At 67.8% G+C, this 22,711-nt stretch carries 23 protein-coding genes; 14 read left to right on the top strand and 9 right to left on the bottom strand.

Features of this window, described 5'->3' with window-relative positions; genetic code table 11:
* Positions 1–51 precede the first annotated feature (51 nt).
* The 6 genes from EV644_RS35925 to EV644_RS35900 all read left to right on the top strand — a co-directional run bounded on the left by EV644_RS35925 (position 52) and on the right by EV644_RS35900 (position 8,091).
* Positions 52–1,365, top strand: a complete 1,314-nt coding sequence (locus EV644_RS35925) for an ADP-ribosylglycohydrolase family protein (RefSeq protein ID WP_132194712.1) — start codon at positions 52–54, stop codon at positions 1,363–1,365.
* Positions 1,358–2,254 (top strand): ribokinase, encoded by an 897-nt coding sequence (locus EV644_RS35920; protein WP_132194710.1) that lies wholly within the window; start codon positions 1,358–1,360, stop codon positions 2,252–2,254. The genes EV644_RS35925 and EV644_RS35920 overlap by 8 nt, the downstream gene beginning before the upstream one ends.
* Positions 2,251–4,242, top strand: coding sequence for an SUMF1/EgtB/PvdO family nonheme iron enzyme (locus EV644_RS35915; RefSeq protein ID WP_132194708.1), 1,992 nt, complete (start codon positions 2,251–2,253; stop codon positions 4,240–4,242). The genes EV644_RS35920 and EV644_RS35915 overlap by 4 nt, the downstream gene beginning before the upstream one ends.
* A gap of 63 nt (positions 4,243–4,305) precedes the next feature.
* Positions 4,306–5,493: a CaiB/BaiF CoA transferase family protein gene (locus EV644_RS35910; protein WP_132194706.1), complete on the top strand. Its 1,188-nt coding sequence runs from the start codon at positions 4,306–4,308 to the stop codon at positions 5,491–5,493.
* Entirely contained in the window at positions 5,494–6,324 is an 831-nt protein-coding gene (locus EV644_RS35905) for an HpcH/HpaI aldolase/citrate lyase family protein (protein ID WP_132194704.1), read from the top strand.
* A 174-nt stretch (positions 6,325–6,498) separates the two neighbouring features.
* Entirely contained in the window at positions 6,499–8,091 is a 1,593-nt protein-coding gene (locus EV644_RS35900; protein WP_132194702.1) for a phytoene desaturase family protein, read from the top strand.
* A gap of 11 nt (positions 8,092–8,102) precedes the next feature.
* On the opposite strand, the gene EV644_RS35895 is transcribed toward EV644_RS35900, so the two are convergent.
* Positions 8,103–8,915, bottom strand: a complete 813-nt coding sequence (locus EV644_RS35895) for an SDR family NAD(P)-dependent oxidoreductase (RefSeq protein ID WP_132194700.1) — start codon at positions 8,913–8,915, stop codon at positions 8,103–8,105.
* A gap of 75 nt (positions 8,916–8,990) precedes the next feature.
* On the opposite strand from EV644_RS35895, the gene EV644_RS35890 reads away from it, so the two are divergent.
* Positions 8,991–10,244, top strand: coding sequence for an RNA polymerase sigma factor (locus EV644_RS35890; protein WP_132194698.1), 1,254 nt, complete (start codon positions 8,991–8,993; stop codon positions 10,242–10,244).
* 31 nt (positions 10,245–10,275) lie between these two features.
* Here the strand turns inward: EV644_RS35890 and EV644_RS46820 are convergent, their stop codons facing one another.
* Entirely contained in the window at positions 10,276–10,473 is a 198-nt protein-coding gene (locus EV644_RS46820) for a hypothetical protein (RefSeq protein ID WP_241999248.1), read from the bottom strand.
* 206 nt (positions 10,474–10,679) lie between these two features.
* On the opposite strand from EV644_RS46820, the gene EV644_RS46815 reads away from it, so the two are divergent.
* Positions 10,680–10,847, top strand: a complete 168-nt coding sequence (locus tag EV644_RS46815; RefSeq protein ID WP_241999247.1) for a hypothetical protein — start codon at positions 10,680–10,682, stop codon at positions 10,845–10,847.
* Between the two features lie 208 nt (positions 10,848–11,055).
* A complete protein-coding gene (locus tag EV644_RS46810) occupies positions 11,056–11,442 on the top strand; it encodes an acyl-CoA dehydrogenase family protein (RefSeq protein ID WP_241999246.1) in 387 nt (128 codons plus the stop codon).
* Here EV644_RS46810 and EV644_RS35880 read toward each other — a convergent pair.
* Both EV644_RS35880 and EV644_RS35875 read right to left on the bottom strand, forming a co-directional pair.
* Positions 11,374–11,901, bottom strand: a complete 528-nt coding sequence (locus EV644_RS35880) for an NUDIX domain-containing protein (RefSeq protein WP_132194696.1) — start codon at positions 11,899–11,901, stop codon at positions 11,374–11,376. The genes EV644_RS46810 and EV644_RS35880 overlap by 69 nt on opposite strands.
* A complete protein-coding gene (locus EV644_RS35875) occupies positions 11,898–13,193 on the bottom strand; it encodes a helix-turn-helix domain-containing protein (protein WP_500789611.1) in 1,296 nt (431 codons plus the stop codon). The genes EV644_RS35880 and EV644_RS35875 overlap by 4 nt, the downstream gene beginning before the upstream one ends.
* Before the next feature lie 209 nt (positions 13,194–13,402).
* Here EV644_RS35875 and EV644_RS35870 point away from each other — a divergent pair, with 209 nt between their 5' ends.
* The 4 genes from EV644_RS35870 to EV644_RS35855 all read left to right on the top strand — a co-directional run bounded on the left by EV644_RS35870 (position 13,403) and on the right by EV644_RS35855 (position 16,190).
* Positions 13,403–13,690 carry a hypothetical protein gene (locus EV644_RS35870; protein WP_132194692.1) on the top strand — a complete coding sequence of 96 codons (288 nt, stop codon included), beginning with the start codon at positions 13,403–13,405 and terminating at the stop codon, positions 13,688–13,690.
* Between the two features lie 801 nt (positions 13,691–14,491).
* Positions 14,492–14,653: a hypothetical protein gene (locus EV644_RS44865; protein ID WP_158293022.1), complete on the top strand. Its 162-nt coding sequence runs from the start codon at positions 14,492–14,494 to the stop codon at positions 14,651–14,653.
* A gap of 147 nt (positions 14,654–14,800) precedes the next feature.
* Positions 14,801–15,661 (top strand): SDR family NAD(P)-dependent oxidoreductase, encoded by an 861-nt coding sequence (locus tag EV644_RS35860; RefSeq protein WP_132194690.1) that lies wholly within the window; start codon positions 14,801–14,803, stop codon positions 15,659–15,661.
* A 10-nt stretch (positions 15,662–15,671) separates the two neighbouring features.
* Positions 15,672–16,190, top strand: coding sequence for a MerR family transcriptional regulator (locus tag EV644_RS35855; RefSeq protein ID WP_132194688.1), 519 nt, complete (start codon positions 15,672–15,674; stop codon positions 16,188–16,190).
* Positions 16,191–16,359: 169 nt separating this feature from the next.
* Here EV644_RS35855 and EV644_RS35850 read toward each other — a convergent pair whose 3' ends face one another.
* The 5 genes from EV644_RS35850 to EV644_RS35830 all read right to left on the bottom strand — a co-directional run bounded on the left by EV644_RS35850 (position 16,360) and on the right by EV644_RS35830 (position 21,451).
* A complete protein-coding gene (locus EV644_RS35850) occupies positions 16,360–17,361 on the bottom strand; it encodes a cyclase family protein (RefSeq protein ID WP_199240184.1) in 1,002 nt (333 codons plus the stop codon).
* Positions 17,362–17,680: 319 nt separating this feature from the next.
* Positions 17,681–19,135: an MFS transporter gene (locus tag EV644_RS35845; protein WP_199240183.1), complete on the bottom strand. Its 1,455-nt coding sequence runs from the start codon at positions 19,133–19,135 to the stop codon at positions 17,681–17,683.
* Positions 19,136–19,225: 90 nt separating this feature from the next.
* Complete coding sequence (locus tag EV644_RS35840) at positions 19,226–19,807, bottom strand: maleylpyruvate isomerase family mycothiol-dependent enzyme (protein WP_132194684.1); 582 nt, start codon at positions 19,805–19,807, stop codon at positions 19,226–19,228.
* A gap of 13 nt (positions 19,808–19,820) precedes the next feature.
* Positions 19,821–20,822 carry a sigma-70 family RNA polymerase sigma factor gene (locus EV644_RS35835; RefSeq protein ID WP_132194682.1) on the bottom strand — a complete coding sequence of 334 codons (1,002 nt, stop codon included), beginning with the start codon at positions 20,820–20,822 and terminating at the stop codon, positions 19,821–19,823.
* A gap of 110 nt (positions 20,823–20,932) precedes the next feature.
* Positions 20,933–21,451 (bottom strand): dihydrofolate reductase family protein, encoded by a 519-nt coding sequence (locus tag EV644_RS35830; protein WP_255511436.1) that lies wholly within the window; start codon positions 21,449–21,451, stop codon positions 20,933–20,935.
* Positions 21,452–21,891: 440 nt separating this feature from the next.
* On the opposite strand from EV644_RS35830, the gene EV644_RS35825 reads away from it, so the two are divergent.
* A complete protein-coding gene (locus EV644_RS35825) occupies positions 21,892–22,620 on the top strand; it encodes an alcohol dehydrogenase catalytic domain-containing protein (protein WP_241999243.1) in 729 nt (242 codons plus the stop codon).
* Positions 22,621–22,711 lie beyond the last annotated feature (91 nt).

The following is a 22,711-nucleotide window of genomic DNA, read 5'->3' as shown; positions in this document are numbered from 1 at the left end:
GTCAGGGGCGTTTCACCTGGCGCTACCGGAAATGTGGAAGGAAATGCTCCGATGAGACTGACCTGGGTGCAGCCGGAGGACCTGCTGCCGCACCAGCTGGTCCAGGGTCGTGCAGAAGGTGTCGACGTCGCCGATGTCGAGGACCGCTGGCGCCGAGCCGGCGGTACTGCGGACGCTCCTGTGTCGGGTGCCTCCGACAAGCCGGCGACGGCGGAGCTGCGGGAGCTGGCCCGCGAGTTGCTGGCCGAACTGGACTCGCGGACTCCCGCGTGGACGCCGCCAGTGATCCCGGTGCTGGACAAGCTGACCGGATCGGCCGACCTGTCGGAGCGCGTGCTGAACGCGTGGCTCGGCCGGGCCGCCGGCAACCTGCTCGGCAAGCCGGTGGAGAAGATCCCGCGTGAGGGCATCCGCGAGATCTTGGAGATCTCCGGGCAGTGGCCGCTGAGGCAGTACATCACCGCGGTCGGAGTCCCCGACGATGTGCAGGCGAAGTGGCCGTGGAACCGGCGGTCGAAGCCGACCAGTCTGCGGGAGGTCATCGACGGGATGCCCGAGGACGACGACCTGAACTTCGCGATCCTGGCGCTGCAGCTGGTGGAGCGGCATGGCTCCGCGTTGAGCACCGAGGACGTGGCGCAGGCGTGGCTCGGCGATCTGCCGGCCGGCCGGGTGTTCACCGCCGAGCGGGTTGCCTATCGCAACCTTCTCGAGGGGGTCGATCCACTGCAGGCGGCGCTGGTGCGGAATCCGTTCCGCGAGTGGATCGGCGCGCAGATCCGGACCGATGCCTATGGCTGGACGCGCCCGGGGGACCGGACGGCCGCGGCCCAGCTCGCCCTGGCGGACGCGCGGCTGAGTCACACCGGCGCGGGTGTCGATGGTGCTCTGTGGGTGGCGGCGATGTCGGCGGCGGCCATGGTGCTCGACGATCCCCGCGAGGTCGCGCTGGCCGGTCTCGAGGTGGTCGACCCTGATGGTGAGCTCGCCCGGGCCGTTCGGTTGGGGTTGTCCCTCGCCGATGCTCCGCTGGACGAGGCGCTCGACGCCCTGCACTCGGCGTACGGTCACTTGCACTGGGTGCACTCGGTCAACAACAGCGCCCTCACGGCGTACGCGTTGACCGCGCCGGACTTCGCCACCGGGATCGGTCGCGCCGTGATGGGCGGGTGGGACACCGACTCGGCCGGTGCGACTGTCGGGGCGGTACTTGGCGCAGTGCTCGGAGTTCCGGCAGAGTGGTCCAGACCAATGGACAACCGGATCGCCACCAGCCTGCCCGGGATGAACCAGGTGGCGATCGACGAACTGGCCGCCCGGACCGTGGCGGCGGCGACGAGTGACGAGGGGGAGCGGCGTGGCTGACGTCGTAGTCGTGGGGAGCGCGAACGTGGATCTGGTGCTGCCGGTCCAGCGGATCCCCCGGCCCGGCGAGACCGTGCTGGCCGGCGGGCTGACCCGCGGCCCGGGCGGGAAGGGTGCCAACCAGGCGGTCGCGGCCGCGCGGGCCGGCGCCTCGACCGCGTTCATCGCCGCGCTCGGCGCGGACGACGGCGGGTCGTTGCTGCGGGACGCGCTCGGCGAGGCCGGGGTCGACCTGTCCCTCGTCTCGACTTCCGACCAGCCGACCGGTACGGCGATCATCACGGTCGCCGAGGACGGGGAGAACTCGATCGTCGTCGCACCGTCGGCCAACGCGACGCTCGAGCTGTCCGAGCAGGCGCTCTACGCCGTCCGCGAGGCGAGAATAGTCCTTTCCCAACTGGAGATCCCGTTCGGTACGGTGCAGGCGGCAGCCGCGGCGAGCTCGTACTTCGTGCTCAACGCGGCGCCCGCGGCGGAGCTCTCGGACGAGTTGCTCGCGCACGTCGACCTGCTGGTGGTGAACGAGACGGAGGCCGAGGCTGTGGGGGGCCCGAAACTGTCGGCACTGCTGGAACGGGTGCCCGCCGCGGTGGTCACACTGGGCGCCGAGGGGGCGGTGATCCTGACCCGGGACGCCGCGGAAATCCGGGTCCCAGGTGTGTCGGTGGAGGTGGTCGACACGACCGCGGCCGGCGACACCTTCTGCGGAGTACTGGCGGCGACATTGGCTGCCGTATCAACGACCGGGCCAATTACTGGCCGCGACCTGACGAATGCTGTCCGACGCGCTAACGTTGCTGCTTCATTGAGCGTTCAAACCGGGGGAGCGATCCCATCGGTGCCTCACGGGGAAGTCATCGACGCGCGTTATGCGGAGGTATACCTGTGAACCCCCTCGAGCCCAGGCCGATCGACCAGCCCGCCAAGGTCGATCTCGGTCTGCGGGCGGACCTGGCCTTCCTCGACGACGCCAAGATCCTCGGCGCCCCCGACGACCCGGCCGACCTGCCCCGCTGGCGCGGCAAGCTCGCCGAGTGGTTGATGGGCGCCTACGACCGGACCCGGTACGACGGCGGCACGCACTACGAGGTGCCCGGCCGCGAGTGGACCCAGACGGCGTACTCGGTGGCGCTGGTCTGGCTTTGGGACGACCAGCTGTACGACGTGGACGCGGGCCGGTTCACGCCGGAGAAGTTCGTCCGGCACGGGATCGAGGACTTCGGCGGGTACGACGCGGTGGTGCTGTGGCACGCGTACCCGGTGATCGGGATCGACTCGCGCAACCAGTTCGACTTCTACCGTGATGTGCCAGGGCTGAAGGAACTGATCGACGCATTGCACGACCTCGGGCTCAAGGTCTTCTTCGACTACAACCCATGGGACGTCGGCACTCGCCGGGCCGCCCGGTCCGACGCCGAGGAGTTCGCCGCGCTGGTCGCGGACTTCGGTGCCGACGGCGCCTTTCTCGACACGTTGAAGGAGGGCGACCCGGCCTTCACCCGGGCGCTGCGCAAGGTGAACCCGGCGATCGCCCTCGAGGGCGAGTCGAGGTTGCCGTTGGCAAGGATCGCGGACCATGCGCTGTCCTGGGCGCAGTGGTTCGCCGACACCCGCGCGCCCGGCGTCCTACGGGCGCACCTGTTCGAGCGCCGGCACATGATGCACCACACCCGCCGCTGGAATCGCGACCACAGCGACGAACTGCAGTCCGCCTGGGTGAACGGCGTCGGCATCCTGGTCTGGGAGTCGGTGTTCTCCGCCTGGGTCGGCTGGAACGCGCGGGACCGGGCCACGCTGCGCCGGATGGTCGCGGCCCAGAGAGCGTTCTCGCCCGTTCTGATCAACGGCGACTGGATCCCGCTGACCCCGGAGATCCCGGACAAGGCCCGGGCGCACGGCGTCTTCGCCTCGCGGTTCGAGCTGGCCGACGTCACCTTCTGGACCCTGATCAACCGCCACGACGAGGACTTCGAAGGCGTCGTGCTGCACTCCGATGACCAGGTCGGCGACTGGTACGACGTGACCTCGGGCGTGCCGATCACCGCGGACGACGACGGGGTGCACCTGGTCGTGCCGGGGCGTGGGGTCGCCGGGATCGTTCGGATCGGTGCGACGGCGGGCCAGACCTGCCGGGCGACCGCTCGCCGGCTCGGGACGTTCTCCCGGCCGCACGTCGAGGACTCGGCGTTCCCGGTCGCTCGGACGGAGCGTGTCGCCGTACCGGAGGTGACCGGTGGAGCCACGTTCGGCCCGACGGTCGTCGTACCGGCCGGGGAGCGCTCTCTGACTGTTCGGCACCGGCGGCGTGAGACCGGGCTGTACGACCAGGCGCCGTACGTCGAGGAGTGGAAGCCGTTGCCTCCTCGTCTGCACGACATCCAGACGGTTCAGCGCGAGGTCACGCTCTCCGAGATCCCGGTGGCGGTCCGCGAGGTGACCAACGCCGAGTACGCCGAGTTCCTGGCGGCAACGGGGTACCAGCCGAAGGTCGCGAACCGGTTCCTGGCGCACTGGGTGGACGGCGCGCCCGCGGCCGGCACCGAGGACGAGCCGGTGACGTATGTCGACCTGCCGGACGCCCGGGCCTACGCGGCCTGGCGTGGCGGGCGGCTGCCCACCGAGGACGAGTGGCAGGTGGCCGCCGGGCTGGACGGGTTCACGCGCGCCGAACCGCTGGTGTGGAACCTGACCGAGAGCGAGCACCGCGACGGGCGCAGCCGGTTCTGCATCGTCAAGGGCGGCTCGCACTATGTCGCCGAGGGCTCCGACTGGTACTCCGACGGTGGGCCGCAGGAGCCGGAGGTCAGCTTCAAGCTGGTCCTCACCGGCGGCGGCCTGGACCGCTCGGAGACCATCGGCTTCCGGTGCGCGGGATGACACCTGGAGTCTTCCGGTGCTCGGCATGATCGCTGTTCGTGGAGTTGTGAGAGGCGGGGCGGGATGAGGGCGGCGCCACTCGAAGGAGTGAAGGTGCTGGAGGCGGCGACGCTGTTCGCGGGACCGCTGGCGGCGACGTTCCTGGGGGACTTCGGCGCGGACGTGACGAAGATCGAGCACCCGTCCCGGCCGGACGCGGCGCGCGGTCACGGGACCAGCAAGGACGGCGTCGGGCTGTGGTTCAAGACGCTCGGCCGGAACAAGCGGCTCGCGACGCTCGACCTGTCCCAGGGCCGCGAACTGTTCCTCGACCTGGTCCGGGCGAACGACGTCCTGGTTGAGAACTTCCGGCCCGGCACGCTGGAGCGCTGGGGACTCGGACCCGACGTACTGCTCGAGGCCAACCCGCGCCTGGTGATCGCCCGGGTGACCGCTTTCGGCCAGGTCGGGCCATGGTCGAGCCGCCCCGGCTTCGGGTCGCTCGCCGAAGCGATGAGCGGATTCGCGGCCGTCACGGGTGAACCCGACGGCCCGCCGACCCTGCCGCCGTTCGGTCTCGCTGACGGCATCACCGCCCTGGCCACCGCGTACGCCGTACTGGTGGCCCTGCGCGAGCGGGACCGGTCCGGGGCCGGCCAGGTGATCGACGTGGCCATCATCGAGCCGATCCTGATGATGCTCGGCGGCCAGATCACGGCGTACCAGCAGACCGGCTACGTCCAGCCCCGGCTGGGCAACCGCTCGTCGAACAACGCGCCGCGCAACGTCTACCAGACCGCCGACGGTCGGTGGGTCGCGGTGTCCACGAGTTCGCAGAGCATCGCCGAACGCGTCGTCACCCTGGTCGGGCGTCCGGATCTGGTCGCGCAGCCGTGGTTCGGGACCGGTCGGGAGCGGGCCGAGCATGCGGACGAGCTGGACGAGGCCGTCGGTTCCTGGATCAGGGAGCGCTCTCTGGACGAGGTCATGCTCGCCTTCGAGAAGGCCGAGGCGGCGGTCGGCCCCGTGCACGACATCCGCGGCATCATGACGGACCCGCAGTACGCCGCGCTGAACACGATCGTGGCCGTCGAGGACGACGAGCTCGGCGGGCCGGTGCAGATGCAGAACGTGTTGTTCCGGTTGTCGGAGTCGCCCGGGTCGATCCGCTGGGCGGGTCGCCCGCATGGCGCGGACACGGACGCCGTACTGGCCGAGATCGGTGTCACCGCCGAGCAACTGGCCGCGCTGCGTGAGGCTGGTGTCGTGTAGGTGCTCACCGCTCTGTATGTGCCGGCGAACAGGCCGGACCGGTTTGCCAAGGCTGTTGCCTCCGGCCCCGATCTTGTGGTGTTCGACCTCGAGGACGCCGTACCCGTGGCCGACAAGGTGGATGCTCGGGGCTGGGCGGTTGCCTGGGTCGCGGCGTTCAAGGGGTCCACGGCGATCGAGGTCCGGGTGAACGCGCCCGGGACGCCGTGGATCGAGGACGACCTGGCCGCGCTGGCCGCAGTACCGGCGGTCCGGATCCGGCTGCCGAAGGTGGAGAGCGCCGATGACGTCCGGCAGGTGCTCCAGCAGGTGCCGTCGGCAAGGATCACGGCGCTGATCGAGTCGCCGCTCGGGCTGGAGCGTGCCTTCGAGATCGCGTCCGCTGACCGTCGGGTGGTCGCGGTGGCGCTGGGCGAGGCCGATCTGGCGAGTTCACTCGGTGTCGATGGGCCGGAAGGCCTCGCCTGGGCGCGCGGTCGGATCGTGTCGGCTTCGCGCGCGGCCGGCCTTGGTGCGCCGATGCTGTCGGCCTACCCGCACGTGAAGGACGAGGAAGGCCTGCGGCGTACCTGTCTCGAAGGCCGCGCGCTGGGCTTCGTCGGCCGGACGGCGATTCATCCGCGGCAGTTGCCGACGATCGTCGAGTGCTTCACGCCGTCGGCCTCGCAGGTCGCCGACGCGGCGGCTCTCCTGGCCGCGGTCGCCAAGGCCGGAGTAGCGGACGGTGGCGTGATCGTGCTTCCCGACGGCCGGATGGTCGACCCCGCAATGCTCGGGCGCGCCCACGAACTCACCACCTTGATGCAAGAGATCGAGTCCCGCCAGAATTAGCGCCCTGCGTCGGATGTTCTTTGGCGCTTGCGGTGCCCAGGCACGCACCTCGCGGCACTGGCCAATCATCCACGATGCTCCGCATCGAGGACGCTCGTCCAGCACCGCGATGCACGCACCTGACCACCGCAATCACTCAAACAACATCCGACGCAGGGCGCTAGAGTCGACCGTATGCTGCCGCGCACTGTTGATGCCGTGGTGATCGGTTCAGGGCCGAACGGGCTGGTGAGCGCGATCGGGCTGGCCGACGCCGGCTGGGATGTGCTCGTCCTGGAGGCGGCGGATCTCTTCGGTGGAGCAGTGCGCTCGGAGGAGAGCGACGGCTGGATCAGTGATCGGTTCAGCTCCAGCTATCCCCTGGGCGTGGCCTCGCCGGTGCTCCGGGCACTGGAGTTGGAGAAGTACGGGCTCCGCTGGGCGCACGCTCCCGCGCCGCTGGCGCATCTGATGCATCCGGACGATGAGACCGCGGCCACGATCCATCCTGACCCGACCGACACCGCCGGCTCTCTGGCTGTCGATCACCCGGCTGACGGCGACGCCTGGCTTCGGCTCTACCAGTTCTACGTGAAGATCCGCGAGCCTTTCCTGAAGTCGTTGCTCACCTCCTGGCCGCCGGTCGGGCCGGGCCTTCAGCTGGCTCGCAAGCTCGGGTCGGTGGGGGAGCTGGCCCGGTTCGCGCGGTTCATGGCGATGCCGATGCACCGGATGGGCCAGGAACTCTTCGAGGGTCCACGCGGGCGCGCTCTCTTGGCCGGGAACGCGTTCCACGCCGACGCGTCCCTGAGCGGGAGCGTCAGCGGCACCATGGGCTGGCTGCTCGCGATGCTCGCCCAGGACGTCGGCTTCCCTGTCGCCGCCGGCGGATCCAGTTCACTGTCGAAGGCCCTGGTCCGCCGCGCCGAGCTCGCCGGCGTCCTCCTCGCCTCGGGTACTCCGGTCACGGGCATCGACGTCGCCGCCGGGAAAGTGACGGGAGTCCGCACTGCCTCGGGCGAGACGATCTCCGTCCGCCGCGCGGTGATCGCCGACGTCTCCGCCCCGACCCTGTACGGCGAACTGTTGCCAGCAGCAAGTGTTCCTTCCGGGCTGCGGCGGGATCTCGAGCGGTTCGAGTGGGACTACCCGACGGTCAAGGTGAACTACCGGCTCAGGGGGCCGATCCCGTGGCGCGCGGCGGAGGCACACTCGGCCGGGGTGATCCATCTCGGCGGTACCGCGGACGACCTGGTCCACCTGTCCGCGGATCTCGACACCGGGCGGTTGCCGTCAGCACCCTTCCTGCTGATCGGCCAGACCAGCAAGGCGGATCCCACTCGATCACCGGCCGGTTCGGAGGCCGTCTGGGCCTACTCACACCTGCCGCGGGGAATCGCCGACGACGCGTCCGCGGACAAGCTCGCCGGCCGGATGGACCGCGCGATCGAACGTCATGCGCCCGGATTCCTCGACCTGGTGGTGGACCGCGATCTCCAACGCCCCAGCGACTTCGCGGCCGGCAACGCCTCGCTGGGGATGGGTGCTCTGGGTGGCGGCACCTCCCAACTCCACCAGCAGCTGATCTTCCGCCCGACCATCGGCTTGGGCAGTCCTCGCACTGTCGTCTCCGGGCTCTACCTCGGCAGCTCGGCCATTCACCCCGGCCCTGGAGTCCACGGCGCCTGCGGTCACCTTGCTGCCCGAACAGCCCTGCGCGACGCCTCCCTCGTGGGCCCCCTGACCCGGATCCCCACCACAACTGCCCTCCGCCGCCTCCAACGCTGAGCAGCCTGGCGTCAGGCCCGCCGTCCGAGGAGGTTGGTGGTGAGCTGGTGGAGTCGGGACTGCGCTTCGGGGTCCTGGGCGGTCGGGTTCGGAGGTGCGGGCACGCGCTCGTCGTAGTACGTGCCGTTGTCTCCGGTGAGTGAGGCGACCTCGAGCAGGTTCGCGGCGGCGTACTCGACGCTGTCGCCGCCGATGGAGAACATCGCGTGCAACAGGTCCGTCGCGATCACCCCGGGGTGCATGCTGACCACCTCGATGGATGGGCTTGGCAGGTTCTTCGCGAGCCAGCAGGTGTACGTCACGAGCGCGAGCTTCGAGTGTGCGTAGGCGGTGGACGGAGCATATGCGTGCCGCGCGAGCTCGAGATCATCCAGGTGGAGCGTCGCGGACAGGTGAGTCGCCGACGCCACGTTGACGATCCGGCCGGATGGCATCAGGTCGAGGAGCGCGGTGGTGAGCGCGACGGGTGCCAGGTAGTTCGTCTGTAGCGTGAGCTCGATGCCGTCGCGGCTCAGCGTACGAGCGGGCGCGCCGGGCCGGGCAGCGTTGTTGATCAGTGCGTCGACCCGATCCGTCGCGGACCGGATTCCCTCAGCCAACCGCTCGATCGCCTCTAGCTCTCCGTAGTCGGCCTGCAGGTAGACGATCTCACCGCCTGGCCGCGTCCCACCCCGGAGCTGAGCCAGCAACTCCGCGACTTCAGCCGGCGACTGTGGTCCGTGGACGATCAGTCGCCGAGTCCGCGGAGCCAACGCGACCGCGGTAGTGCGACCGATACCCGTCGTCGCGCCGGTCAGGACAACCGTCGCCCCCTCGAGTTCCACCCCATCACCTTAGGCCGCGGCGCCTGCGGGGCGGGTGTGGTTGGGGTTGCGCCGGGGGAGTGCGAGGGTGGAGGTATGGAGGGGAACGAGGAGTATCGGGTAGAGGACCTGCTGCGGGAGTTGGCGCCTCAGGTGCTGGGGTTCCTGGCTCGGCGGAACGGGCAGTTCGACGCGTGCGAGGACGCAGTACAGGAGGCTCTGCTCGCAGCCGCGACACAGTGGCCGGTGGATGGGGTGCCGACGAACCCGCGCGGCTGGTTGATCACCGTCGCGACCCGGCGGCTGACAGACCTGTTCAGGAGTGAGCACGCCCGTCGCCGCCGTGAGGACACGGTCGCCGCGATGGCCGGCCCTGAGGAGTTCGTTGCGCCTGGCGCCGATCAGGACCAGCCGCCGGAGTCCGACGACACGCTCACCCTGCTCTTCCTCTGCTGCCATCCGGCAGTCACCCCGGCCTCCCAGGTCGCGCTGACGCTCCGGGCGGTCGGCGGTCTGACCACGGCCGAGATCGCGAAGGCGTTCATGGTGCCCGACGCCACGATGGCACCGCGGATCAGTCGCGCGAAGAAGAGCATCAAGGCGGCCGGCAGCCGGTTCGCGATGCCGCCCGCGGAGGAGCGCGCCGACCGCCTCCGGGTGGTCCTCCAGGTGCTCTACCTGATCTTCAACGAGGGCTATACGGCCACCTCGGGCGCCGACCTGCAACGCGTCGAGCTGACCGCCGAGGCGATCCGGCTCACGCGACTGCTCTACCAACTCCTGCCGGACGAGGGCGAGGTCGCCGGCCTGCTCGCGCTGATGCTGTTGACCGACTCCCGCCGCCTCGCGCGCTCGGGCCCGGACGGCAGCCTGATCCCGATCGACGAGCAGGACCGCAGCCTCTGGTTGCAAGAACCGATCGCCGAAGGCGCCGCGCTGATCCTGCGCACGCTAGCCAGCGGCGAGGTCGGCCCGTACCAACTGCAGGCCGCCATCGCCGCGATCCACGCGGAGGCCCCGAGCGCCGACGAGACCGACTGGCCGCAGATCCTGGCGCTGTACCTGCTGCTCGAGAGGATCTCGCCGAACCCGATGGTCAAGCTCAACCGCGCGATCGCCCTCGCCCAGGTGGAAGGCGCCCAGGCCGGCCTAGACCTGCTCGCCACCCTGGACGACGACCACCGGATGACCGACAACCACCGGCTGGATTCCGTCCGCGCGCACCTCCTCGAGCGCCTCGGCCGCCTCCCGGAGGCCCGCGAGCACTACCTCGCCGCAGCCCGCCGTACGACGAGCCTGCCGGAGCAGCGCTACCTGACGGGCAAAGCCGCCGGCCTCACCCTGCCGTGAGCCGAGTCACGACTTGAGTTGTAACTTCGGTTTACAGTTGCGACCTGAGCTTGCAGGCAGTGGCCAGGAGCCGGCGCGACGCGATCGGGGTGGGGGTCGCGCTGCTGAACCGGCTGGCGAAGTCGCGGGTGGTCGACCGGCTGGGACTGCGGAAGCGGAGCGAGCGGGTGGTGTTCGAGGCGACGAAGACCGGGTTCCGGACCGCGGGCGCGCTCACGCGGAGCTTCACCGCGGCGACGAAACTGGCGAAGCTGTCGCGACTGCCCTCGGCGAAGGGGACCGGCCGGTTCGACCTGACGCCGACCGAGGACCAGCAGCTAGTGGTCGGCGTCCTGACCGAGTTCGCGGCCGAGGTGCTGTGGCCCCGGAGCCGCAGCAGCCAACGACGCCAGTACTACGGACCCGAAGGGGCTGGCGCAGTCCGCCGAGCTCGGGTTGAGCCTCATCGAAGTACCGGAGGATCTCGTCGGGATCGCGACCGAGCGGTCGGCGATGACCGGAGTACTGGTCGCCGAGGCGATGGCGCACGGCGACATGGGTCAGGCGGTCGGTCGCGTGCCTCGCGCCGGCGGCCGTCAGTACGGCGATCTCGTGGTGGGGTGACGAGACCCAGCAAGCCACGTAATCTTCCTGCTTTTACTGGCGATTCCGTGCCTGCGGCCGCGCTGGCGAGCGTGGAACCCCGGCCGCTCTTCGATCCGTTCGAGCTCAGGACCAGGGCGACGAGGCAACGAACCGGTCACCTCCTGAACGGAGTGAAGTCGCTGGTTCCTCGCGGCGCCGAGGCCGAGTTGTTCGTGATCGCCCGCAGTTGGAGGACCAGGGCCCGGCGTTGTTCCTGATCAAGTCGGACCACCCGGGCGTGACGATCGAGGCCGAGCCGGCGATGGGGTTGCGCGCGGCAAGTCTCACCCGGGTGGTGCTGGAGGACGTGCCGGCCGTGCAACTCGGAACCCTCGAGGACTACGCCGTCTGCGTCCGCCTCTCGCGACTCGGCTGGTGCGCGCTCTCCCTCGGTGCTGCAAAGGCGGTGCTCGACTACGTCACGCCGTACGTGAACGAGCGGACCGCGTTCGGCGAACCCATCAGCCACCGGTGTGCGCGACGTCGTGGTCTCGGGTCGGAGCCGTCAGCCGGTATTGCCGTCGTGGAGATAGGCGACTGTATGCGACTCGACGGCTTTGAGAGCCGCCTCTAGGCGAAGCCAGATGTACGGCCGCAGTCGCTGTCGGGCGGTGTCCGGTGCGAGGAAGGCGAATCGCTTCAACTCATTGTGGTCGGGCTGGAGGCGCGAGATCTGGTCGGTGTCGAGTTGTCCGCCGTCGAAAATGAGCATTAACGAGTCGTCCCAGGGACCGTGAGGAGAGACCCAATCAACACACGCCAGCGCCAGCTGGCTCGTCGACAGTTCGAGGTTCAGTTCTTCCTTCAGTTCGCGGATGACGCCGTTGAGTGGTGGTTCGTTTGCCTCGACCATGCCACCGGGCAGGTCCCAGTCAGGCTTGTAGTCGGGGTCGACGAGGAGGATTCGACCCTGGCTGTCGCGGAGGATCGCGTCGGCTCCCACGCGCTTTCTGGCTTGTCGGGCGTTTCCCTCGGCCAGGTGTTCCTGCCATGCGTGCGGGTCGCGACGGTAGAGCGGTTCGTCTGTGCTCATCGTGGCGTCACCTGTGATTCGAAGGCGTCGGACGTGATCCACTCTTGGAGCCAGACTCGCTGACGCACCGTGTCCGACAGGAGTTTTCTCGTCTCGGCTACGAATGGCAGATCTGTGTACGGCGCGAGTTGTTGGTGGATCTGCTCGAACTGCTGGGCGACCAACTGGGAGCCGAGTGACTGTGTCGCTTCCATGACCTCTCGAGTGATGCGGCAGGCCTCTGCTGGCTCGCCCTGGTCGATCAGCGCGGTGATCAGGAACAACTGTCCGAATGCGCGACTACGGGTTCGGTTCGATGGCCGGAGATCGAGGATTTGCTGTGCGTGCGCCTGGGTCTCCGAGGGCCGCCCGAGTTCCCGCATGCATCGTGCGGCCTCGCTGGCCAGGCTGCCGAGATCGAAGCGGCTGACCCATTCAGATGGGGGTTCCTCGTGGTTTCGGTGGAGCGCAGACTCGGCTCGCCCCAACAGCGTCCGCGTTTCCTGATCGTCTCCTAGCGCTGCTCGACCTCGCGCCTGCATCGAAAGGAGTCGCGCGCTGAGTTCAGGGTTTGCCGGACCTTCTGCCAGTGAGGTTTCGCCAGCTCTGGCGAACCGGATGGCCCCATTTGGATCAGCTCGGTGGTGGGCGAGGTGGCTGAGACTGGCGAGGATGTGGATGCCGAGTTGGCGGTCCTGGCCCGCCTTGGAGAGGTGGAACGCCCGAAGGAAATGGCTGTACGCGCGGTCGTCGCGGCCGGCGTCATGGGCCATCCAGCCGGCCATCTCTGTCAGCCCTGCGGCTGCGGTGAAAACGGCGGGGTCTTCGACGACGACATCGCCACCGAACAGCCGAGGACCAACCTGCGTGTGCAGGTACTTGACCACCGCGCCGTACAGGTGACCGCCGCCGACTTGCAGGTCGGCGGACCGGAAGGATTGCATCGCGAGCACGTCCAGGCCGTGAGAGCGCTCCGGCAGCGGCCCGACGACTGATGGTCGCCGCGGACTGGCGTCAGGTTGAAGTGACGGGAGTGGAACGGCCGAAACGGGCTCGGGTGTCTCATCCGGCAGTTGCTGTTCGACGGTCTGGAGGCGAGCGGCGAACCGCGACTTCTCGTCGTCGCTCGCCGCCGCCAGGAGTGAATCCAGGCCTTCTTGGTTGATCGGTCTTGGGCGGATGTTCGCTCCGCCGGCCTCCCATCGAGAGACCATCCGCTCGCTCACGCCGATGCGTGTGGCGAACTCGCGGATGCTCAGTCTCAGGCATTCGCGCAGCGCCCGTACCTCGCGACCGGACCAGAGCTGCACCATCACGGGCCTAAGTGTCGCACCCGCGGGGCGAGGCTTCTACTTGAACTCCAGGCGTGTGGGTCAGTGAAAGTTCGGTGCTGCGTCAGCGGCAGTCCATGGTGACCGCGAAGGTCTCTGCCCGAGGCTAATCCCACGACGGCAAGTCCAGATATCAACGGGGTTAGGGACACATGCGAGTGGCCTTTGGGTACTTCAGGAAGCACTTCCTCATGAGCAATGCCGAGGTCGTGGCGCGTCGAGAAGCAATCGTTGCTTGCGCAACGGTACGTGGTTGCGAGCTTGCCGCACTGTTCATCGACGAGATCGAGACCGCTCCGACGGAGCTACACAAGGCGCTCGCCGCAGTCATGGAATTCGACGACCGGGTGTTGATCGTGCCGAGCCTCCTGCACTTCGCGGGGATCGGCAATCCCATCGAGTTCCGCCAACGTCTTCAGAGCTATCAGATCGAAATCCTGCTCTCTGAGATCCCCAATCAGGCGGGGCGGGTGTGCTGAGGGGTTCCCCTCTCCTCAATGACCCCTGCGTTCCGCGCCCGTTCCGCCCTCCACCGGAGCCTGTCACCGTCGGTCTCCTCACGGACCGCGGGTGGCAGGCTCCTCGGCCTGGTCCGGTTGGTGCTGACCCTTATGAGCTCCAGCCGCGGACCAGTGCGGGTTTGTGAGAGCTGCGTGCAGAAGGCTGCCCTTCTCAGCTCCGCGAGCCGTCGATCAAATTCCACCTGCGCGACCCGGCGTGGCGTGCGAGCAGACGCATCTGGGCGCGAGAGAGGGCGTCGCGGAGGCCGGTGTTGGCACTCTGAAGTTCGGTGACTTGGCGCTGCAGCCGTTGGACTTCTGCAAGCAATGTGGTCAAGCGTTCGAGGTCATCTGCCTCGATCGCTCGATCTGAGCAGAAGCGTTGGTCGGATCTGGCTGCCATGTAGGCGGCGGCGCAGTGCGCACAGACGTGCCGACGTGCGGTGGTATCAGTGCCGAACGGGGGTGGGAGATCGTCCATAAACGCTCAACGGCTGGCCCGGCAGCATGCGGGAATACCCGTTGCGCGTAGCTGAAACGCCTTGAGTGCAAGAACCGTGACTGTGATCCCCGGTCCGGCGGACGGGGAATCGGGCGATTGTGTGTGGCGTACGCAGATCGTCTCACCGGGTGACGGCTCGAGATGACTGCGTCGTGGAGTGGAGACAGTACACTGGGTGCTACTCGGCCGTATTGCGTTCAAAATGTTGCCGTAGGCAAATTTTTACGCTGTCACAGCTCCGTGAGACGGTGACAAACCCTGGTCACCGTTGATCATCGATGACAGGTGAAACCGCAGGTCAAAGCCCAGGTTCGCCGATCCGCACCGAGGCGACCGCCGCGCTGCAACAGATCTTGGACCTCTTCGAAGGCGCGCAGCAGATCCAGCAGCTGATCGTCGCGCGCAGGTTACTCGGGAAGACGTCCGCTGAGCTGAAGTAGCAGGTGGGAGGCCGACCTCGGCGTGTTTCTCGCGTCGGCGACGTCCCGCTGGACCACCGGTCAGACCGTCGATGTCTCTGGCGGCTCCGCGCTGTAGCTCGACCTGGGTTTGCGTTGGAGCGCGCTCGAAGCCATAGCGTCGCCGGCATGAGAAAACAGACATGGATCATCACCGGCGCGTCGCGTGGTCTCGGGCGTGCGTTGGCGGAGTCGGTGCTTGCGGCGGGCAACAATGTGGTGGCGGCGGTGCGCCGGCCGGAGAGTGTGGCCGAGTTGGGGGCGAAGTACCCGGACAGCTGCCTGATCGTGGAGTTCGATGCGGGGGATGCGACTCGGGCGGCGGGTCTCGTGGCGGCCACCCTTGACCGCTTCGGTCAGCTCGATGTGCTGGTCAACAACGCGGGCCGGGCTGTGGTGGGTGCAGTCGAGGAGGTCAGCGATCGGCAGTTGCGTGAGTTGATGGACCTGCACTTGTTCGGCCCTGCGGCACTGGTTCGCGCGGCACTGCCTGCGATGCACGCGAGGGGTGAGGGGACGATTGTGCAGATGAGCAGCCAGGGTGGGCGGACTTCGTTCCCCGGGGTGTCGGCGTACTCCGCCTCGAAGTTCGCCCTCGAAGGCTGGTCCGAGGCGCTGGCCGGGGAGGTCGCGCCCTTCGGCATCCGGGTGATGATCGTCGAACCGAGCCGGTTCCGCACCGACTTCAATGGGGCCGATGTGCTCGAGTTCACCGAGGCGTCCGAGACCTATCGTGACCTGCTCGCCGGCGTCCGTGCTGACATGGCCGGGGCCGACGGCCGTCAGGAAGGTGATCCGGTGCGGGCGGCCGAGATCATCTTGTCCCTCGCGTACAGCGACGAGGTGCCGCTGCGGTTGCCCCTCGGACGGGAGGCGGTCGAGCGCATCTCGGGCGCCTATCGGAGTGGCCTGGACGAGGTCGAGCGGTGGGCCGAGGTCGCCCGCAGCGCCGACTTCGACGACGTACCGCCGCCGGTACGGCCGGTCTAGACTGGTTGTCATGGCCACGGACGAGCTGATGACCAGGGCGCTTGAGGCACTTGGTGACGACGGTGCTGGGTCGGTCGAAGCGATCCTCCGCCTCGCCGACCTGGCCGACGTCCCCGAGTCAATGGTGATCACCGAAGTCGCCGACCTCCTCGATATCTCGCCCCACACGCTGCGCTACTACGAGAGAGCCGGGCTGGTCGACGTGGCCCGCGACAGCAACGGTCATCGCGTCTACGACACCCAAGCGGTGCGCCGCCTGGTGTTCATCACCAGGATGCGGCTGTCCGGTATGCCGATGCGCGACCTGCAGCACTACGTGTCCCTCGTCGACGCAGGGGAGGAGACGGTGCCCGAGCGGCTCGACATGCTGCTCGAGCACCGCGACACCATCCGGCGCCGCATCCGCGAATTGACCCTCTCCCTCACCGCAACCGAGTACAAGATCGCCACGTACGGCGGCTCGACCGGGCCAGAGGTTGCCGACACCAAGGCCGGCGGCGACTCCCGGGCGCGCAACGGGTTGTCGTAACACCATCAGAACGGCGCCCTCCGGCCGGGAGCGCGGCTTGACCGGTCATGACACCGGTAGTCACGCCGAAGCACAGCCAGTCACGAGGCGATGTCCGGCTAACCTCGAAGAGCCGCGTATCCCCACCCCGGCCAGTCATCACGCCGGTGGTGGGGATACACGCGGGTGTTCAGCCGTGCTTGGGTTGGCCGAGCGCTGCCGGTGGTGTGTTGCCGGCTGTGGCGCCTTCGACGAACTGGGGCGTCACGATGAATGCGAACTCGTACACGCGATCACGAGCGAGCTCATCGAGGGCATACGACTCGCCAATCCGAATGCCATGACGCATCAGCAGTTCCTGGTGCACTGGAATGATCGTGCCGTCCTCGTTGACCGGGTTTCCGAAAACCTCGAGAGTCCAGGTGTCGCTGCCGATGATCGCGGGCCGGAACTTGGCCAGGTACCGTGCCTCCCGGAGATAGATCCCCGGTACTCCGCCGGAACCTCCCCAGCGCGCGAGGTCGCCCGCATCCCGTCGGGCCAGCAGTTGGTTCCAGCCGGTGCGCAACAGCACGGCATCACCTGGTTCGATCCGGTCGATGCGGCCGAAATCCATTGCCTGCTTGATGTCATTGACGGTGATCCGGTAGTTCGGCCGCAGTACGGGCGCGCCGTTGGACGCCGGGGACCCGAGGTCGCTGCTCTGCCGGGTGGCGACCTTGACGCCCAGCACATCCAGCAGAACGCCGCGGGTCACGATCGGGCCTATGTTCTCGCTGCCCAGTCGCGTGGTGCCATGTCCTCGAGCGATGTCCCGGCCACGTAGACCGTTGTAGAACAGGCCGGCGGCGCCGACGTGGTTCAGACCATCCAACTGCGAACCGAGCTGAAATGTCGTGGACAGCGGCGCGGGATAACCGGGCGGCTGCTCGGCCGTGAACCGCTCCTCATGCACGCTGAGCTTGTTGGCGCCGATCGGCTCTGTGAAGGCGACGTATCCTCCTTCGGCGCGGAAGTTCTCCGGCGGCTCATATCCGCCAAGAACCAGTCGCAGTTCATGGATCCGCTTCGGGGGATAGGGCTGCAGGGCCGGGAACCCGCTCCACATCAATGCGCCCAGGTTATAGGTGGTGACCGGATGCTTCGGGTCCAGCGTCTGACGCAGAATACGAGCTGTCTTCTCCGGCGTCACCTCGTTCAAGGTGCCTCGCTGGTCGTCGGCGCCGTACGGGCCCGGCGCCCAGTCCTGCAGGTTCGCAGGATCCGCATAGTCGAATGGCACATCATCAGCCGGTCCTGCAGCACTACCCGGTACGGCCTTGGCGGCGTCGCTGGCCGACAACCCACCCGCGGTCCCTGCGGCGATGATCCCTGCCGTTGCCGCCAGCCCCAGCACGCCACGGCGGCTGACGTCATGCTTTGTCATATAGTCACGCAACAGATCCGGATTCACAGATCACCTCTCATGTTTCAGAAATCGCCGGGCGACGGATGCCGCCGGGCCCGGCCAGTCAGGCCGTCGCGGCAGACCTTTCGAGCTGCTCCTGGGCGCGTGAAGGTGCCAGTGCCGCGAACACCGCACCGAGCACCGGTACTGCAGCCGCCACCGCGATCGCCGGCTTGAACCCGTCGATGAAGTCCGTCGCCGACCCGTAGCCGCCCTGCGCGGCGAAGACCGCGGCAACGATCGCGATCCCGAAGACTCCACCCAGCTCGCGCAAGGCACTGTTCGTCCCGGCAGCAACACCTGAGTCCGCGGCGGGCACCGATCCGACGACCGCGTTCGCGACCGTCGGGAAGCACATCGCGATGCCGACCCCGGACACGATGAGCGGTCCCACCAGAGTCCCGTAGCCGACCGCAGGCTCCACCACGGCGGCCAGCCAGCCCGCACCCGCCGCCTGCAGCAACAACCCGGCCAGCATGAACGGCTTGTTGCCGAACCTGTCCGCGAGCCCGCCGGCGATCGGCGCCACCAACATCGGCATCGCCATCCATACCAGGATCCGTAGGCCGGCCTCCAACGGCGAGTAGCCCAGCCCGATCTGGAACAGCTGGGTGATCATGAACAGTGACCCGAGCAGTGAGATGAACTGGAAGAACGTCACCCCGTTCGCGGCCGTGAATGCGCGACGCTTGAAGTAGACGAGCGGCAGCATCGGCGTACGGGTCCGCGATTCCCAGGCCAGGAATGCGGCCAGCAAGACCACCCCGGCGAGGAGTGCGCCGATCACCTCGGCGCTGCCCCAGCCGGCGATCGGCGCCCGGACAGGCGCCCAGGTCAGTCCGAACAGCGCAGCGCCAACCATCACGAGGCCGGGGAGATCCAGCTGCTGCCGAGGACCACGGCTCTCCTTCAGCAACCGGGTGGACAGGGCGGCGACGACAAGCCCCACTGGGACGTTGATCCAGAAGATCCATTGCCAGGAGATCCCGTCCACGATCGCTCCGCCCAGCACCGGACCGGCCGCCACACCGAGGCCGGAGACACCGCCCCAGATGCCGATCGCGGCGCCGCGCTTCTCGACCGGGAAGGCGTTACTGATCAACGTCAAGGTCAGCGGCATCAGAACTGCGGCACCGACGCCCTGCAGGACACGCGAGGCGATCAGCTCGCCTGCTGTCGAAGACAATGCGGCCGCCGCGGAACCGGCCGTAAACACGAGAAGGCCGAGAACGTAGAGCCGGCGACGCCCGAAACGATCACCCAGCGATGCCCCGGTGAGCATCAGGCAGGCGAAAACCAGGTTGTAAGCGTTGATCGTCCATTCCAAATCGGACAGGCTCGCGTGCAGGTCCGACCGCAAGGTCGGTAGCGCGGTTGCCACAACGACGACGTCCAGGGAAGTGAGGAAGACGCCGAGCGCGGCCAGCGCCAGCGTCCATCCTTTCCGTGCGGCCGGGGCGGCACCGACTGACGGCCCGCTTGGTATCGGGTGATCTTGATCAATCTGATGAGTGGTCACCCTGGTAAAGACCTCGCAGCGACAAGAAACTCATCGCACCCGCATGACGGCGCTCGGCCGCGCGCTCCCACCGCGTGCAGAAGCGACCGGCTAAGCGACCGGGCGGCGCCCGAGGAATGCGATGAGCTGGTCACTCGGGCTGGCCAAAGGTGACACGCGGACCGGCGCGTTGAACAGCGACTCCCGCATCCAGTTGTCGACCACCAGCTGCGACAGACTCAGCATGCCGAGGGCGAGCGTCGCCGGAATCGGGTGGTGGTAGCCGCAGGCAACAGAAATGTCCCACCCGTGTACTGCGATCTCCACGGCGCCGGAAACCATCACAAGGGCGGGCGCGATCTGCATGCCGCCAACGGCGATCCGGCCATCGGACTGCGCGGCGTCAGCACACGCATGGAGTAGCCGTCGGGCCCGCGCCGGGAATGTCGTCACCAGTACGCTCGTTGGATCGCGACATCCATCCAGCCCGTCCCGCAGCGGATAGCGGTCGATGAATCCCAGGTCGGCACCCTGTTGGAGGACCGTAAGAGAGTCGTTGACATGCACCAGCAAGTCGTGGAGATCCCAGCCGCTGCAGGGAGTCGGCAGGGGACCGAAGCCCGCGACGACAGCGTCCATGCTCTCCTGGGTGTAGCAGATCGCCCGCTCCAGCAGGCGAAGCGAACCGCTCATGCCCGCCACAGCATCACCTGTGTTCCTCCGGCGCCAAGGTGACAGGGAGGTCGAAGGTGGGGAACAGTTGCGGGTCGTTGAAGGACACGATGCGCGAGATACCAGAGGAGGTGATCGTGAGCACCTGCAGCGCGTGGGGTCGGTAGACACCGTCGTCGAGCCAGTACGTCGCTACGGCGGGTTGAGCGTTCGCGGTGATGCGGATCATCCGAATGGCCGCGTGACCTGTGAAGACGTTCTTCTCGAGGAATCGGACTACTGCGGCGCGTCCGGAGAACCAGGTCAGGTTCGGTGGCATCTCCAGCGCCGCGTCATCCCGCAGTACGGCCATCAGCGCAGTGATGTCCGCACCCTCGAAAGCCGAGACGTATTGGTCGAGTAGGGCGCGCACTCGAGGATCGGTGGGGTCGGTCTGCCCGTCCTCAGTCGGTGCCACCCGCTCCAACTGAGCCCGCGCGCGTTGCAGCAGGCTGTTGACCGCGACGGTGGTGTTTCCCAGCAGGTCAGCGACTTCAGCTGCCCGCCAGGCCAGCACGTCGCGCAGGATCAGTACGACACGCTGCTTGGCCGGCAAGTGCTGGAGGGCCGCGATGAGGGCAAGCCGGACGCTGTCCCGTGCCGCCACGATGACGGCCGGATCAGTCGGCGGCTCGGCAGGCGAGCCTGGTAACGGCTGCACCCATGCGGTCTCCACCGGCGCGATGGTCAACGGCCGCTCGGGATCGTCGCTCGGCGCACCCAGGCCCGACGGCAGGAGACGTTGACTGCGATGCTCCAGGGCGGACAGGCACACATTGGTCGCGATCCGGTAGAGCCAGACGCGCAGCGAGGAGCGTCCCTCGAAACGTCCGTACGAACGCCAGGCGCGCAGGTAGGTCTCCTGGACCAGGTCCTCGGCGTCGTTGATCGAGCCGAGCATCCGATAGCAATGGGAGAGCAGCTCCTGCCGGAACGGATCGATCCGACGAGCAAACTCCTCGTCATCCGATGTGACCGCGATTTGTGCTGTTTCCATACCCGAAGACCTCCGTCGCCATCGTCTGGGACCCGATCGGGGCGTCCATGAATACAGACCGGCCTGACGGCCGAAAGTGATCGGTCAGGTCGTCACGTCTTCCTGCTGCGTTACACCTGCGGTGCATCGCCCGGCCGGCCGTTGGCGGTTGCGGGGCGGTAGGTGAGGCTCGCCAGGCCGGGATCGTGGCCTCGGCCTGCTCGCAGGAGTTCCCAGCGGTGACTCTCCTCACTGTCGCGGAAGAGGGCAGTGCCGCTGGAGACGAAGACCGGCACGATCGTGAGGGTCAACTCGTCGACGAGGCCCGCGTCCACGAGTGCCTGCCCGAAGCGACCGTGGCCATAGACCACGAGGTCGTTGCCACCGGCCTGCTTCAGTGCGCGGACCCCCTCGACAACGTCACCGGCGATGACGGTGGTGTTATCCCACTCCGCCTCGGCCAGGGTCGACGAGAACACATACTTAGGCATCCGGTTGAGGAAGTCGGCGTACGGACCCGTCGCGGTCGGCCACTGTCGCGCGAAGATCTCGTACGTGCGCCGACCCATCAGGAACGCGTCACTCCGTGTAAGGACGGCCAGCGAGTGTGCAGCACTTCCCGCCCCGAAGTATGGCCCGGCCCACGTCATGGGCTCACTGATGACTCCGTTGAGCGATACGAGAACGGACTGCACCAGTCGGCGGGTGTTGTTTTCAGTCATGACATAGAGACCGCGCAGAGCCGAAAAGGAATCGGTCGAGGGCGAACTCAAGGCCGTCAGCCCGCCATCTACGGTGATGACCTCGCCGGTGACGTACGACGAGTCGGGACCAGCCAAGAAGGATTCGGGACCCACGGTCTGCAGGCCTACCTCGAGACCCAGGCGACCTTCGTCGACTGAGCACCACCCCGCGGGCGGCCGGACACCCGGCTGCCCACAGCGCCCAACGTCAGTGGCAGGCTGGGAACCCGGCTGCCCAGCAGTTCAGCGGAGGAGTTCGGGTGAAAGCCATGTCCATCACCAGGTACGGCGGTCCGGAAGTTATCGATGAGGTCATACTTCCTGAACCGCAGCCCGGGCCCGGAGAGGTGACCATCGACGTCACCCACGCCTCGGTGGGCCTCGTCGAGGGCATCATCCGCCGTGGCGTGTACGCGGCCCGTGAGGGAGTCGTCAAACCGCCGTTCATCCCAGGGCTCGAGGTTGCCGGCACCATCCGGGCTCTCGGTGAGGGCGTGTCCGGGTTGCGCGTCGGCGAACACGTAACCACCCTCACGCTTTCCCACCAAGGCGGGTACGCCGAGATTGCTGTCGCCCCGGCTCACTTGACCGTCTCGATCGAGGATACCGGGGTGACCGCCGTACAAGCGGTTGCCGGCTTGGCCAACGCGGCAACCGCCTACCTCGCTCTCACGGAGGTCGGCCACTTTCGCAAGGGCGAGAAATTGCTCGTGCACGGCGTCATCGGTGGCTTGGCCTCCGCGTTTCCGGCGGTCGCCCGGCTTCTGGGTGCTTCACGGGTGGTTGGCACTGTGCGCAGCGCCGACAAGGCGGATGCCGCCCTGGCGCTCGGGCTCGATGTGGTCGACACCAATCACATCTGGGTCAGCAACATCGCTGTCCTCGGGTTCAATGTGGGTGGCCTGCTCGCCGCCGAGCCCGAACGGGGCGTGCCTGCCGGCGTAGCAGTGCTGCCGCCGCTCGCCGACGGGCGCCTCGTGCTTCCCGTCACCGAGTTGCCGCTCGCGGAGGCCGCGGAGGCTCACCGTCGGATGGACGCCAAAGAAGTGACCGGGCGTCTGATCCTTACTGTCTGAGAACCCATCGTTGCTCAACCACCAACTCTCTGCCGCAGTTGAGCCCTCCTCCTCCTCCTCGAGTGGACAACACCGCCGTTGCCGATGATGG

This window comes from Kribbella orskensis (assembly GCF_004342085.1).
In the GTDB taxonomy this organism is placed as follows: Bacteria; Actinomycetota; Actinomycetes; order Propionibacteriales; family Kribbellaceae; genus Kribbella; species Kribbella orskensis.
Note: the sequence above shows the minus strand (reverse complement) of the source record. Positions and strands in the feature narration are given on the sequence as shown.